Raw genomic sequence first — 13,682 nt, 5'->3', positions numbered from 1 at the left:
CGCGAAGATCATTGGAAAGAGGTCGGGTCATCAGATGCTGGCCTCCACTCCAGCCAGCATCTTGAATCACAAAACCGACAAATCGGGAATCCCCTTCGATTCCATCAAGTCGTGAACCGCTCTAGGAAAGGTGCGTAGCGGTTTTCCGTCCCGAATTTTGCTTCTGTTCTAGAGCGTTTACCGCGCCGCAGCCTGTCTCGCCTTGGCAGAATCTACACCTTGTTCACCCCTACCCGAGCAAGAAAAGTGCGCCCGGCTTGCATGAATGCCTTTGTTCACGGGTGCGAATGCTCATGCGGACTCAGGCTTCCTTGGTGGCTCGATTCTCATTCACAGCAAACACCGAAATCTTACTTTTCGTCGGCGATTCAAAAATGCCCTTGCGACAAGAGGGGCGAACTACTCAGTTCTCGGATTCTTTGTGACGCCGAAGAGCAAGAAGTTCGGCACGCTTTCGGTCAAGCGTATCGCACACAAATGCGCTCTTCGCGTCACCGTACATTTGCTGCAGAAGCGCGATTGTATCATCGATACTGAGGTGGAGTCGCTCCGGTGTTACCGCAGCAATAACCATCGGCTGAACTGAGGCGTCAATTTTACGAAAGCTGGCTCGAACCTCGGCAGATGTAGAATTTTCGATCAAGCGGCTCCGAAAGATTGCAAGTATAGCGAGCAGTATCTTATAGAAGGCAAACAGCCCAGCGCTCATCAATCCCACGGTGATTACTATTAACACTGGATAAATGATGTACTGCCAAAACCCGTCTAACCTCGATAACAATCTACCTATCAATACGACAATCCAATATATACCCGCAATAACACTAGGAACAGCCGCAAAGAATGCGGTAAATATTGCACCTTCTAGCAAATCTCTGTTACCATGAATATAGCGAAAAATTACAATCACCAATCCAGATAAAGCAATCCACATCGAAATTGAAACCGGAACATCTGCCGCTTCAGGTAAAATTGGAAATTGAATAACAAACACCCTTAGCATGCTTAGAACACCTTTAGGTGACAAGGCAACAATCAAAATAATAATTCCAAAACCGATTACACCAAACGCAATCCCTTTTATTCGCTCTAAAGATCCACTTTCAGACAATATTTTTTGCCAAGTTTTATGCACTAACGATGGTGATTTCACCCATGAGGCGAGAAAAACTCCCAACGGAATAGAGCATAAACAGTACAACGCACCCGATCCAAGAGCAATTGCAAAAAATGAGTATTGAAATATGGCAATTGATACGAATATAAAGTGCGTAATTCCGGCAACAGACGCATGCTCAGCGCTAAACCAAGCAAATAATATAAATAATGGCGCAATATTTGCTAGAGCCCCTGCGCCTAATACAAAGATCCAGCTCTGCGGAATTCGCCGCGCAATCACTGTTAACGACGCCCCTATTGCAACGATGAGCTGCAGCCCCATTATCAATGGCCAATTTCTGTCTATCTCGAACCACACCCGCTCACCAGCTAACCTCCCAATTTCCGTCTTGTTGACGCCAATTATCTTAAACAATTCGGGCGCATTCGCATGAATATACATTCCTAATACCGGGCCGCTAGCAGTCATGAGAAAGAGCTGGGTAATGAAACAGATGGAAGCGATACCAGCAGCAATGGCCATTCCCCGCGAGCGCAACCGCTTGGCCGTCGCTAGGTAGGCAGGAAGGCGAAAGAGTGTCTCGCCCAGGGCATAGTCGTCGATAATGCCTTCAGCAAGACGTTGCTTCGGATCGCTCTTGCTAACTTCTGCTGCGACAAGCCTTGCCTGATCGCGCACCCATTGGGAGACATCATTGAGCAGCAACGCCAGCACGCTGCCACCAATCTCAGGTAGTTGATGAACGATGCGTAGTGTCGCAGCACGAGACACGGCGTCCGCACTCTTAGCTAGGAAGATTATCGCTGCTTCTGTGGATCTGACGAGATGCGCGCGTTCGTCAGTCGCACCCAGGTCACGAGCGACACGGGCAGCGAGGTGAGCGCGCTCCGCGGCATCAGCCTCTGCCAGACTGCGTGCCGTGGTTTCCTGGATCGACTGTACTCCTGAGATGGCAGCATCCAGTGTTTTGGCCAGCTCGGCGCCGCCGCCGCGATCGCCGCCAAACTGTGCGAGGTTGACCAGCGTCTCCTGCCAACGCGGAATATCGAGTTTGTTGGCCCATTGGAAGCTCTCCGCGGACTCGACAAGCGCATGGGCGGTGAAGAACTCCTGAGCCCGGTGATTACTGAACCGAATGGCGGCCGGGACGCGTTCGTCTTCGTTAACCGCCTGCACCAATATGCCGGCATCGCAGGCGAGTCTGACTACCGCGCCTGCCAGCTTGCCAAGCACTGAATCAACCTCCACACGCAAAATCTCGCTTCCTGCGTTACGGGTGGTGACCTCAAGGGCCAGTAGGCCGAGTTGGTCGAACATAAGATTTCGCTCAAGATGGACGCCTTGCTGATCCTTGGTTTCCCGGTCGAGGCTGGAGGAGAAGAAATAGTCAAGCACGTCGATGCGGCGCGTCGGCAAATCATGCTTGTCACGCACATACAGGCATAACAGGTAGAGCATGTAGGGATTGGCCGCCCGAACCGGGAAATCGGGAGCGACCAGTTCCTGGGCGAGTTCGTCCGTCGTGACCTGTCTGCGGCCGAGCGAGATGCGGCCCTGTCCAAGCTGTCGCTGCAGGTAGGTCAGGACATGGCGGCGGTCGAAGGGCAGCAGCACGAGCCGGCGGTGCGGAAAGACTGGAGCGAAGTCTGAGATTCGACAGCTGAAAAGGCAGCGCACCTGCCCTACGTACTTGACCGCATACTCGCTCAGAGCCGAAGTGTGCTCGATGTATCGCTGCCGCGACATTTCATCCATGCCGTCGAAAATAGCGATCAAGCGACCGGCGCGCGCCAACGCGGGAATGAAGGGCTTCAGCGCAGGCGGTGCCTGATCGAGCACCAGTTGCTCGACGTCGCGCAAACCGGGCCGCTCCTTGGCTTGGCTCGGCGTCCAGCGACCTAGCCTAACGAAAACACTGACGTCTGGACAAACGCGAGAGCGGTTGATCTCGGCGATCTTCAGGGCCGTCTGTTGTAATGTCAGCGATTTGCCGGAACCAGGATCTCCCAAAAGGATTACGGCGTCACGGGAGGTCAGCAGCAGCTTGAGCAACCGTCGTACAGGACGGCTGCGGCGGCTCAAAGCCGAGAGTTCAGCTGTCGCCCCATCGCCCCCTCCGCCATAGCCATGGCCAATTGCACGGATCATCTGCCGCAACGGCTGGAAGCCGACAGCGGCATCCGCCTTTGGCTCCCGCGCCAACGGAGGAAGGTAGGTCGCGCCGCTGACCTCAACCGAAAGACGCGCCGCAAATTCAGCCATTTCATCGGCCAAGACTCGGCGCTCAGCGGGTTCGACCAATGCCTCCAATCTCAGTGTCAGCCAACTGTGGAGACCTGGCGCAGTCCATTCAAGAATCCGGCGCAACGGCGAAAGGCGACTGAGTTCGGCTGTCAAGATTACTTCTGAACCCGTCGGTTTGGCGGTGGGTTGCACAAGTTCGATGTCCACCTTCGGGATACTCGATAGGAGCCGCACGGGGATGATAGCGGCTGTGCCGCGTGCTTCGTTGGCCTCCGAGCTGATACCGACGACTGCCCCCTGGTCTTTGCTCCAAACCGGACCGCCGCTGTAGCCGCCGCGAATGACCGCCCGACCACTGCCTTCGGCAACGACGTTGAACCAGCCTGCTGGTGTCGGCGCACCGATCACATAGGCTGCGTCATCAAGCCGGCTACGAGCGTCGGCCTTGTCATCGGGAAAGCCGGTGGCAATCACCCTTTCGCCATAAGTCAACGAAGTAGAGAGGTCGGGTACAAGCGCGCCGCCCTCTGGTTCGAAGGTGAACTTACCTTCGCAGCGGTGCAACACCGCTAAATCGGCGAACTTGTCAGTGGACGGAGCAAAGCGGGACCGATAGAATTCGAGCCATACCATTGGCGTCTGATCGGGCAGATACGATCGGCGAATCTTAAGTCTGCGCTGCCTCCCCGCCTTGACTGCGTTCTCGCCTTCGATTCCAAGCATTCCGAGCGCGGCAGCGGCGACATGGGCACAGGTTACTATCCGGACCGGATCGATGATCATACCGGCGCCGACCACCTGATCGTCGGCATCGTAGATTTCGCAAATCGAATGATAGAACGCGGTCGTCGGCGGCCGGATTGTTAGCGCTAGCGCTTCCATGTGACGGTAACTTGAAGATTCGCTTCCAAACTTGATTTGGCCAGTATCACCCCGAGTTCACTACTAAATTTGATGCCAAACCCCACCTCGATCTGCTCGGCGTCGGAGATTGCCTGCTGCATCTCGCTGCGCATGGTGGAGATGATCCGCGCGGCTTTGGCGATGGCATTCTCTAGTGTTTCGTTGGCCTTGGCCACAGCGCTTGCTGCGCTGACCGGCGTGGTTCCAGCTGGTGCGTCGACTTCGACAACCATTGTGGCGTCGCCAACTGGGAATCGTACATACTTGGTGCCTGCAACCATTTTGCTCCCCCATTGTCTATGAAATCAACACGCTAATGTTATTAAATCGCGCTGGACAATCAACTGAGCACAAAGGGCGCCTTTCGCTACCACGCTTGCGATCGCATCAGACAACCTTGTCCCAGCACTACGGAACAAGTTTAGATCAAATCAGTGCCTTCTAAAATCCCCATAAGCAAGCGTGAACCCTATCCAGGCAAACAGTTTCGTTCTGTCGGTAACCCGCATAGAGGTATCTAGAGCTAAACTCGGCTCGTGGCCCGCGGAGGTCGGGAGATCCTAGTGTCACGATCGGCGCCCTACTCCGCCGCCTCGTAGCCGGCGATGCCCTTGATCTCGAGGAAATCCTCGAGCCCGTATTCGGCGTATTCGCGGCCGTTGCCGGATTGCTTGTAGCCACCGAAAGGCAGGCCGGCGTCCCATTGGGGATAGTTGATGTAGACATTACCGTTGCGCATGGGGGCGGCGACATCGCGGGCCTTGTTCATGTCCTTGGCCTGGATGTAGGAGGCCAGGACATAGACGGTGTCGTTGGCGGTGCCGATCTGCTCGCAAACGCCTCGGCGCTCAATCGGTACGGTCATGTATATTAGCATTAAACGATATATTAATAAGTATGATCGAGCCTTTGCGTATCGGGACCAATTCCCGATCGACGATCCGGCACTATTTGTGTGCCGCGACGCTCGACCGATGCGGAGCAAAACGCATGAGTGTCGAAACCGCACTGGCGCAGCTATTGCGCATGATCTACGGCCGCGCCCTCAATCTGGCGACGTTGCCGGATGATGAAAGAGACCCGCACTACGACAACATCCGCCGGTCATGTTGCGGAGCCGCCGAACATATCGGCCAAAGTCCCGACAATGCAGCCATGACGGCAAACAGCATGGTTGAATTTACGCGGGCAATGGTTGGAATCATCGAGATAGGCCGCGGGTAGGACAAGCGGCGGTCGGTCACGGAGCAGGCGAGAACGCCCGATTGAGCCAGCAGACCATTTCGATGGCGCAGGTCCGGTCGACTACAGCAGTGTGTGTCCTGCCTCGACCAGATGCTGTCTCGCCGCATCCTGATCCGCCGCTTTCACCAGCAGGTGATCGCCATCGAAGGTGGACACCACGAAGATGCCCAGCTCGTTTTCCGACAGCGGCCGGATGACCGACAACACGATGCCGGTTTCGTCGAAAGCAAAGGGCCCCTGCAATTTGAAGGCGACCCAGTCGCCGTCGTGCTTGACCGTGCCCGGAACGCGATCCTGCAGGCACGTGATCGAAAGCTCGTCGTCGGTCCTGGTGATGCTGACGAAGCCCGGCCCGTCCGCCCAGCCGGGAATGCTGTCGCCGGCCCCGAGCCGCGAAATCGCGTACGGTCCGGGCAGTTGCTTCAATTTGACCCTGGCAGCCATCGTCGTATCCATGCCTCCGATTTGCCCGCTATCGCGTCAATCTCTTGCTCATATAGACGGTCACGCCGCCCATGAACGGCTCCTCCCGGTCGATCGTATAGCCATGCCTTTTGTACAACAACACATTGGCCGCGAAGGCGCCATTGGTCAGCAGGCGCAGCTCCGGGCGGCCTGCTTCGAGCGCCTTCTGCTCGGCCCGCTCCAGCAACAGCCGGCCAATGCCCCTGCCCTGCGCCTGCGGCGTGACGCAGACATTCTCGATCCAGAGGTGATCGTCCGTCGGCATGGTTTCGAGCATGCCGACCATGCGGTCGCCCTCGACGGCGAGATCGAATGGATGCTCAGCAACCGCCTTGTCGTAGTCGGCGCGCATCGGCAGCGGCTCGCGGCCGATCAGAGGCACCCATTTGGCATAAGCGGCGCGCACGATGTCCCCGATCGCGGCAGCGTCTGCGCGTTCGGCCGGCCGAAACCGGATGGAAGAATTGGTCATAGCGAGGCTCCAGACATGAAAACCCCGCCGGCAGATGTTGCGGCGGGGCGGGAAACGAACGAACCGGAAATTTTATTCGACCGGTCTTTGTCGTCGCGCAATCGCCTTGCCGCTCCGCATTGTGCAGAGGCGGCGTCGCTTGGCGATGGCGGGCGAGAAAACGAACATGACGCCACGCTGAAGCGGAAATCGCAGGGCGTCAAGCCGCGTCCCCGAGCCAGTGACGGTCTTTGCATGGCACAAACCCGATTGAGGCATCGCAATCGTTCGTAAAAATCGATCATTTCAACCAAAACAATTCGTTGGAAAGATTGGTTCTGGAATGGCATTCTCCCGGGGTACCTGCTTGGAGAATTGCATTGTCTTCCGCCACCCACATCGCGAACGACATTCCGAAAAGCCTGATACCGGCCGATCTGACCGCGAGCCGCAAGCGGCTCGATTCGGTGTGGAACGGCGTCATCCCCGGTATCGTGCTGGTGGCGATGATCACCGCCGTGGCCTTCTCGGCCCACAATGTCTCCGGCTTCGCGCTGTTCAGCCCGATGATCCTCGCCGTCGTCGCCGGCATGATCTATTCCAACGTGCTCGGCACGCCTGCCCACGCCAAGGCCGGCATCGCCTTCTCGCAAAAGCGCCTGCTGCGCTTTGCCATCGTGCTGCTCGGCTTCCAGCTGACGCTCGGCCAGGTCGTCTCGATCGGCGCCAGCGGCGTCGGCATCGTGGCGCTGACACTTGGCGCCACCTTCGTCTTCACCATCACGCTCGGCCGGCAGATCGGCGTCGACCGCAAGCTGGCGCAGCTGATTGCCGCCGGCACCTCGATCTGCGGCGCCTCGGCCATTGTCGCCACCAACATCGTCACCGATGCGCGCGACGAGGACGTCACCTACGCCGTTGCCTCGATCACGCTGTTCGGCACCGTCGCCATGCTCGGCTTCCCGCTGCTGGCGCCCGTGCTCGGCCTCGACCAGCACGCGTTCGGCCTGTGGGCCGGCGCCTCGATCCATGAGGTGGCGCAGGTCATCGGCGCCGGCTTCCAGAACGGCACCCAGTCCGGCGAGATCGCCACCGTCGCCAAGCTCACCCGCGTCGCCATGCTGGCGCCGATGGTCATCGCGCTCGGCCTGATGGCACGCCGCAAGACGAGCGGCGACCGGTCAAGCGATCAGTCGGCGGCGCGGCCGCCCATGCCGTGGTTCGTCGCCGCTTTCATCGCCGTCGTGGCGCTGAACAGCCTGGTCACCGTACCAGCCGAAGTGAAGTCGGCGATGGCGCTCACCACCACCATGATGCTGACCATGGGGCTCGCCGCCATGGGCCTGCAGGCCAACATTTCGCAGCTGCGCTCACGCGGCCTGCGACCGCTGGCGCTCGCCTTCTCGGCCTTCCTGTTCATCGGCTGCTTCAGCCTGATGCTGGTGAAGTTCGCCTAATTCTTATCGGCGGTCCCTGCGCCGGCCAGGATGAGGTCGATGCCCGCGAGGAATTGCGCGCGGTCGTCGTGATCGCGAAACCGTGACGCCATCTTGTGCAGGAACGGAAAGCCGGCGGGGTCGCGTTGCGTCCACCGTGCAATGATCGTTGCCAGGAACGCCGCACGATCCGTGCCGGGCGGCAGGAGGCGAGCGTTCGTGGCGTTCGCGGCGTTCTGCCCGGCGCAGCCCAAGATGTAATGCACCAAAGCGGACGCGACGTCTAACTGCGCCTGTTCAGCCACGCCGAGCGCATCGAGCTGGCTGCCGATGCTTTCGAAGATCTCACCCACCGCGGATTGCCACGGCGCGCGTGACAGCTGCGCGCCCGCCCAGGGGTGCGCCTCGATCGCGTCGAACAAGCCCAGCGCAATAGCCCGGATCGCCTCCCGCGGCTTCGCTTCGCGAACCAGCATGACACGGGCGATGACATCGTCGGTGGCCATCGCGAGCAGCTCGTTCTTGTCGGTGACGTGCCAGTAGATCGCCCCGGCCCCGGTTGCCAGGCGCGCCGCAAGCGCGCGGAAGGTCAGGGCGCCCTCGCCGCCCTTGTCGAGGATCTCGATCGCGGCCTCGACGATCCGCTCCTTCGAGAGCGCGTCCGTGCGCCGTTCTGTTCGTTGAGTCGTTTTTGCCATGGGCTCATCTTGACATTTATGGAACGACGTTCCAATTAGCGCGAATGGAACATCGTTCCAATCAATATTTCAGAGAAAGATGACGATGTCACCAGTCACCATCATCGGTGCGGGCCTGGGCGGCCTCACCCTCGCCCGCGTCCTCCACGTCCACGGCATAGCAGCGACGATCTATGAGGCGGAGCCCTCGGCCGAGGCCCGCACGCAAGGCGGACAGCTCGATATCCACGCAGACAGCGGACAGCTTGCGCTCGCCGCGGCCGGCCTCACCGACGCATTCCGCGCCATAATCCACCAGGGCGGCCAGGCGTCGCGCGTGCTCGACAAGCACGGTGCGGTGCTGCTCGACGAGCCCGACGACGGGACTGGCGGGCGTCCGGAAGTCCTGCGCGGTGATCTCAGGCGCATTCTCATCGACTCCTTGCCGGCGCAGACGATCCAGTGGGGAAAGAAGCTCACAACTGTCGCGTCGCTTGGCGCTAGCCGACACGAGCTGACATTCGCCGACGGATCGAGCGCGAGCACCGACCTCCTCGTCGGCGCGGACGGCGCCTGGTCGAAGGTCCGGGCGCTGCTGTCGGATGCCATGCCCGACTATACCGGCACCTCGTTTGTCGAAACCTATCTCCATGACGCCGACGAGAGGCACCCAGCGGCGGCCGAAGCGATGGGCGGCGGCGCGCTTTTCGCACTCGCCCCTGGTCAAGGCATATTCGGGCACCGCGAGGCGGGAGCCGTGCTCCACACCTATGTGGCACTCACCCGCTCCGCCGAATGGTTCGCCGGCATCGACTTCACCGACGCGGCGGCCACGAAGGCGCGGGTGGCAGCCGAATTCGACGGCTGGGCGCCGGCGCTCACCGCGCTGATCACCGATGGCGAAACCCCACCGGTGCTGCGCACGATCAACACGCTGCCGACCGATCATCGATGGGAGCGCGTGCCCGGTGTGACGCTGCTCGGCGATGCCGCCCATCTGGCGCCGCCGGCCGGCGAAGGCGCGAACCTGGCAATGTTCGACGGCGCCGAGCTCGGCAAGGCGATCGCCGCGTACCCCGACGATATCGAAGCGGCGCTCGCCGTCTACGAACAGGCGCTGTTCCCGCGCAGCCAAATGGCCGCTGCGGACGCACACCAGATGTTGCAACTTTTGCTGGACGACAACGCGCCGTTCGGGCTCGTCGACTTCTTCACCGGCGTGTTCGAAGAGAAGCGCGCATGATCCGTGCCGATCGGATGCCGGCGAAGGTCGGCTAGATCAATCCTCGAAGGAACTTGCCGCGACATAGATCGCGGCCAGCGCCTCGATGCCGGCCTGATCCTCCTTGTCGAAGCGGCCGGGCGTTGGGCTGTCGAGGTCGATCAGGCCGAAGACGCCGTCATTGTCTCGGAGCAGCACGACCAGCTCCGAGCGCGAGGCAGCGTCGCAGGCGATATGGCCGGCAAAGTCGTGCACATCCTTGACCAGCATCGACATTTCGAGATCGATCGCTGTGCCGCACACGCCCTTGCCGACGGCGATGCGCACGCAGGCCGGCTTGCCCTGGAACGGCCCGAGCACCAGCTCCTCGTCGGACGCCAAAAAATAGAAGCCGGCCCAATTGAGGTCGGGCACCATCTGGAAGATCAGCGCCGATGTGTTGGCGGCATTGGCGACCGAGTCGCTCTCGCCTTCCAGCAGCGCCTTCAGCTGGGTGGCCAGTTCGCGGTAGAAGGCAGGCTTGTCGGTGCTGTCGATGGTCTGAGCCGCAAACATGGTTGGTCTCCGTTGCCGGCGGACCAAGATGCCCGCTATATCCCTGTCTGCCACCAATGACGCGCCTGGGAAATACACAATTGTGAATACCTCAATTGCCAGCAGAAGACCGGACCGGGTGCAGCCTGCGGCGAGCGAAGGTCCCCTCACCTTCGCCGTACTGGTGTTTCCCGGCTTTCCGATGATGGCGTTCAGTTCGGTGATCGAGCCGTTGCGCGCGGCCAATGTGCTGGCCAAACGCGATTGTTATCGCTGGGTGATCGTCGGCGCCGACCAGGGCACGGTCGAGGCGTCCAATGGGGTTGTCATACAACCCGGCTTTTGCGCCGGCAATGCGCCCAAGGTCGACCGCATCGTCGTCTGCTCGGGCGGCAATGCGGACTTGCTTGTCGCCGACGACGCGGTTGCCTGGATGCGCAAGAGCCTGCGGGCCGGCGCTCATATCGGCGCGGTGGCCGATGCCGCTTTCTTCCTCGCCAGGGCCGGCCTGCTCGATGGTCATGCCTGCACGTTGCACTGGACCAGCCAGGCAGCCTTTACCGAGGCGTTTCCGGACATCGAGCTTCGGCGCGACCTCTATGTCATCGACCGCAAGCGCTTCACCTCGGCCGGCGGCGTCGGCAGCCTCGACATGATGCTGGAGATCATCACCAACGACTATGGCGGCGAGCTCGCGGCGGGCGTCGCCGAATGGTTCGTGCACAGCCCCTTGCGCTCCAGTGTCGACCGCAAGCTGATGCCGCTGCGCCTGCGCACCGGCGTCCAGAACGAACTGGTGCTGTCGGCCATCGCCATCATGGAGGATGCGGTCGAGGAGCGGCTTGGCATGACGGAACTGGCGACGAGGCTCGGCGTCTCCTCCGACAAGCTGGAGCGTAATTTCCGCAGCGAGCTCAGCATTTCACCCAACGGCTACTACCGGCGGCTCCGGCTACGGCGCGCCGCCGATCTTCTGGCGCATTCGACGCTGATGGTGCGCGACGTGGCGCTGGCTTGCGGGTTTGCCTCGATGTCGAGCTTTGCCCGGGCATTCCGCGAGGAGCATGGGCATGCGCCCAAGGCGATGCGGCGGCATTAATTTGCGAGATGCGGCGGGACAGCGCCCCCCTCTGTCCTGCCGGACATCCCCCACTTGGGGGGAGATCAGATGTCGCCTCGGCTTTCGCCAATCACAGACGTTGCAGGGGTGGGCGAGGCATAGAAGCTGCTAATCTCCCTCCTTGTGGGAGAGATGTCCGGCAGGACAGAGGGGGGCGCGAAGGAACGCTGCCCTGCGGCTTTCAATTGAAGCAGCCTGCGGCATTGCGCACTACATCTGCGGAATCCCGCACAGACTTTGCCTAGCACCGAACTATGTTCAGGCCTTCAGGAGGCGCACCCAATGAGCATCGTCGTATTCGACCCCGACAGCACCGAGGACGTGGACTTTAAAGACCGCATGCGCCACCCGGCCGCTGCCGACTCGGCCGGCGGCATGTGGCTGTCGGACACCGAGCCGTCCTTCATCGATGCCGATGCGCTGCGAAAAGGCCGCCTGGCAAAACTGCGGGCTTGGATGCGCGAGGCTGGCTACGGCGGCGTTGTGCTGTTCGACCCCTACAACCAGCGCTACGCCACCGGCTCGCGCAACATGTTCGGCTATTTCCTGCGTAACTCGACGCGCTATTTCTTCATCCCGACGGACGGGCCGATCGTGCTGTTCGAGTATCCGCAGAGCTACCATGTCTCCATGGTGCTCGACACGATCGACGAGGCGCGACCTTCCAAGCTCGTCTGGTCGTCGGTCTCCGGTCGTGACGACGAAACCGCCGGCCCCTTCGCCGACGAGATCGCCGAACTGTTGAAGAAGCATGGCGGCGGCTCGATGAAGCTTGGGCTCGACCGTTGCAGCCATCTGCAGGCGCTGGCGCTGGAAAAGCGCGGTTGCGAGGTCAGGGATTGCCAGGGTGAAATTCTGGCGGTGCGCGCCGTCAAGACGCCTGAGGAAGTCAGATGCCTGCAGGTGTCGATGGCCGGCGCCGAGGCCGCTGTCTATGCCGTGCGCGAGGCGATCAAGCCCGGCGTGTCCGAAAACGACCTGTTCGCCATCATGTATGGCGAGGTGATCCGGCAAGGTGGCGAGTTCATCGAGACGCGGCTGCTCACCTCGGGCCAGCGCACCAATCCGTGGTTCAACGAGGCCAGCGGCCGCAAGATCCGGCCAGGCGAACTTTTGGCGCTCGATACCGACACGATCGGCTGCTACGGCTACTATTCCGACTTCTCGCGCACCTTCCGCTGCGGGCCGGGCAAACCAACCGACTATCAAAAATCGCTGTACCGCATGGCGCACGACCAGGTTCAGCACAACATTTCGATCGTCAAGCCGGGCATGGCCTTCCGCGAGATCGCCGAACGAGCGTGGAAAATCCCGGACCGTTTCGTCGACCAGCGCTATACCTCCGTCATGCACGGCGTCGGCATGCATGGCGAGACGCCGTTCATTGCCCATGCCATGGATTACGAGACCTATGGCCGCGACGGTTTTGTCGTGCCCGGCATGGTGGTGAGCGTGGAAAGCTATATCGGCGAGAAAGGCGGCCGCGAGGGCGTCAAGCTGGAGGACGAAATCCTGATCACCGACACCGGCACCGAGCTGTTGTCGCGCTTTCCCTATGAGGATGAGTTTCTTGCAGGGGCTGCCTAGATGAAGGCACCGATCTCGATCAAACGCGGCACGGTGGCTGCGGTTTTCATCGACCTCCAGGAAGAGCACCGGCAGGACAGGCGCTATCTGGTCGAAGGCTATGGCGAGGTGCTGGCCAATGTCCAGCGCCTGCAGGCGGCGGCGCGGCGCAACTTCGTGCCGCTCTATCACTGGGCCTATATCGTCGATACCGCCAAGGCGCGGCCATTTCATCCGCTCGACGCCGACGGCAAGTCGGCCTTTTCCGACAAGAGCGATCCGCTGACGGAAATCTGTCATGAGGTGGCGCCGGCCAATGGCGAAGCGTTGCTGATCAAGGCAGAGGCCAGCGCCTTCCGTTCCGGGCCGGCGGCACGCGACCTCAAATCCAGCGGGATCGAATGGCTGATCGTCGCCGGCGTGTGGACCGAGGCCTGCATCGACGCCACCGTGAAGGACGCGGTGGCATCCGGCTTTCGCGTGCTGCTGGTCAAGGATGCCTGCGGCAGCGGCAGTGCCGCCATGCACCAGACCGCTATCCTCAACCTTGCCAACCGGCTCTATGGCGGCGCCGTCACCAACACGATAGACGCCTGCCGGCTGATGGCGGGCGACACCGTTGATGCATGGCAGGTCGAGGGCTCGGTGCCGCTGCGCTTCACCTTTGAAAACGCCGGCCGGCTCTACGACGAGCTCTGA

12 protein-coding genes and 1 pseudogene are annotated in these 13,682 nt (G+C 60.6%); 6 read left to right on the top strand and 7 right to left on the bottom strand.

The features are described 5' to 3' along the window. Nucleotides 1–403: 403 nt before the first annotated feature. The 3 genes and pseudogenes from H0241_RS32140 to H0241_RS32130 form a co-directional block, all read right to left on the bottom strand. Nucleotides 404–4,246: a serine protease gene (locus H0241_RS32140; protein WP_181061781.1), complete on the bottom strand. Its 3,843-nt coding sequence runs from the start codon at nucleotides 4,244–4,246 to the stop codon at nucleotides 404–406. Further along, nucleotides 4,234–4,548, bottom strand: a complete 315-nt coding sequence (locus H0241_RS32135) for a CU044_2847 family protein (RefSeq protein WP_181061780.1) — start codon at nucleotides 4,546–4,548, stop codon at nucleotides 4,234–4,236. The genes H0241_RS32140 and H0241_RS32135 overlap by 13 nt, the downstream gene beginning before the upstream one ends. Before the next feature lie 299 nt (nucleotides 4,549–4,847). Beyond that, nucleotides 4,848–5,105 (bottom strand): annotated as a pseudogene (locus H0241_RS32130) (aldehyde dehydrogenase family protein); the annotation flags it as partial. Between the two features lie 152 nt (nucleotides 5,106–5,257). Here H0241_RS32130 and H0241_RS32125 point away from each other — a divergent pair. Beyond that, complete coding sequence (locus tag H0241_RS32125; RefSeq protein WP_181061779.1) at nucleotides 5,258–5,491, top strand: hypothetical protein; 234 nt, start codon at nucleotides 5,258–5,260, stop codon at nucleotides 5,489–5,491. A gap of 81 nt (nucleotides 5,492–5,572) precedes the next feature. Here the strand turns inward: H0241_RS32125 and H0241_RS32120 are convergent, their stop codons facing one another. Then, on the bottom strand, nucleotides 5,573–5,956 hold the full coding sequence (locus tag H0241_RS32120; protein WP_181061778.1) for an ACT domain-containing protein: 384 nt from the start codon (nucleotides 5,954–5,956) through the stop codon (nucleotides 5,573–5,575). A gap of 28 nt (nucleotides 5,957–5,984) precedes the next feature. Continuing rightward, the gene (locus H0241_RS32115; RefSeq protein ID WP_181061777.1) at nucleotides 5,985–6,449 is read right to left on the bottom strand and encodes a GNAT family N-acetyltransferase; all 465 of its coding nucleotides are present in this window, start codon (nucleotides 6,447–6,449) and stop codon (nucleotides 5,985–5,987) included. 359 nt (nucleotides 6,450–6,808) lie between these two features. On the opposite strand from H0241_RS32115, the gene H0241_RS32110 reads away from it, so the two are divergent. Continuing rightward, entirely contained in the window at nucleotides 6,809–7,885 is a 1,077-nt protein-coding gene (locus tag H0241_RS32110) for a YeiH family protein (protein ID WP_181061775.1), read from the top strand. Here the strand turns inward: H0241_RS32110 and H0241_RS32105 are convergent. Next, on the bottom strand, nucleotides 7,882–8,562 hold the full coding sequence (locus tag H0241_RS32105; RefSeq protein ID WP_181061774.1) for a TetR/AcrR family transcriptional regulator: 681 nt from the start codon (nucleotides 8,560–8,562) through the stop codon (nucleotides 7,882–7,884). The two genes, H0241_RS32110 and H0241_RS32105, sit on opposite strands and share 4 nt — an antisense overlap. A gap of 85 nt (nucleotides 8,563–8,647) precedes the next feature. Between H0241_RS32105 and H0241_RS32100 the strand changes: the two genes are divergently transcribed. Next, on the top strand, nucleotides 8,648–9,784 hold the full coding sequence (locus H0241_RS32100) for an FAD-dependent oxidoreductase (RefSeq protein ID WP_407941790.1): 1,137 nt from the start codon (nucleotides 8,648–8,650) through the stop codon (nucleotides 9,782–9,784). A gap of 36 nt (nucleotides 9,785–9,820) precedes the next feature. Here H0241_RS32100 and H0241_RS32095 read toward each other — a convergent pair whose 3' ends face one another. Further along, complete coding sequence (locus H0241_RS32095) at nucleotides 9,821–10,318, bottom strand: GAF domain-containing protein (protein WP_181061771.1); 498 nt, start codon at nucleotides 10,316–10,318, stop codon at nucleotides 9,821–9,823. Between the two features lie 181 nt (nucleotides 10,319–10,499). Here H0241_RS32095 and H0241_RS32090 point away from each other — a divergent pair, with 181 nt between their 5' ends. From H0241_RS32090 to H0241_RS32080, 3 genes are all read left to right on the top strand, one after another. After that, nucleotides 10,500–11,396, top strand: a complete 897-nt coding sequence (locus H0241_RS32090; RefSeq protein ID WP_235984596.1) for a GlxA family transcriptional regulator — start codon at nucleotides 10,500–10,502, stop codon at nucleotides 11,394–11,396. A gap of 303 nt (nucleotides 11,397–11,699) precedes the next feature. Continuing rightward, nucleotides 11,700–13,004: a M24 family metallopeptidase gene (locus H0241_RS32085; protein WP_181061769.1), complete on the top strand. Its 1,305-nt coding sequence runs from the start codon at nucleotides 11,700–11,702 to the stop codon at nucleotides 13,002–13,004. Beyond that, a complete protein-coding gene (locus H0241_RS32080) occupies nucleotides 13,005–13,682 on the top strand; it encodes an isochorismatase family protein (protein ID WP_181061768.1) in 678 nt (225 codons plus the stop codon).

The organism is Mesorhizobium neociceri, from assembly GCF_013520985.1.
GTDB lineage: Bacteria > Pseudomonadota > Alphaproteobacteria > Rhizobiales > Rhizobiaceae > Mesorhizobium > Mesorhizobium neociceri.
The sequence above is the reverse complement of the archived record's forward strand: the minus strand, read 5'-3'. Positions and strand labels throughout refer to the sequence as shown.

Bases quoted from the DNA above. Each gene is read 5' to 3' on its own strand.
- H0241_RS32120 (WP_181061778.1), bottom strand. From the start codon at position 5,956: ATGGCTGCCAGGGTCAAATTGAAGCAACTGCCCGGACCGTACGCGATT.
- H0241_RS32090 (WP_235984596.1), top strand. From the start codon at position 10,500: ATGATGGCGTTCAGTTCGGTGATCGAGCCGTTGCGCGCGGCCAATGTG.
- H0241_RS32105 (WP_181061774.1), bottom strand. From the start codon at position 8,562: ATGGCAAAAACGACTCAACGAACAGAACGGCGCACGGACGCGCTCTCG.
- H0241_RS32095 (WP_181061771.1), bottom strand. From the start codon at position 10,318: ATGTTTGCGGCTCAGACCATCGACAGCACCGACAAGCCTGCCTTCTAC.
- H0241_RS32115 (WP_181061777.1), bottom strand. From the start codon at position 6,449: ATGACCAATTCTTCCATCCGGTTTCGGCCGGCCGAACGCGCAGACGCT.
- H0241_RS32140 (WP_181061781.1), bottom strand. From the start codon at position 4,246: ATGGAAGCGCTAGCGCTAACAATCCGGCCGCCGACGACCGCGTTCTAT.
- H0241_RS32125 (WP_181061779.1), top strand. From the start codon at position 5,258: ATGAGTGTCGAAACCGCACTGGCGCAGCTATTGCGCATGATCTACGGC.
- H0241_RS32100 (WP_407941790.1), top strand. From the start codon at position 8,648: ATGTCACCAGTCACCATCATCGGTGCGGGCCTGGGCGGCCTCACCCTC.
- H0241_RS32080 (WP_181061768.1), top strand. From the start codon at position 13,005: ATGAAGGCACCGATCTCGATCAAACGCGGCACGGTGGCTGCGGTTTTC.
- H0241_RS32135 (WP_181061780.1), bottom strand. From the start codon at position 4,548: ATGGTTGCAGGCACCAAGTATGTACGATTCCCAGTTGGCGACGCCACA.
- H0241_RS32085 (WP_181061769.1), top strand. From the start codon at position 11,700: ATGAGCATCGTCGTATTCGACCCCGACAGCACCGAGGACGTGGACTTT.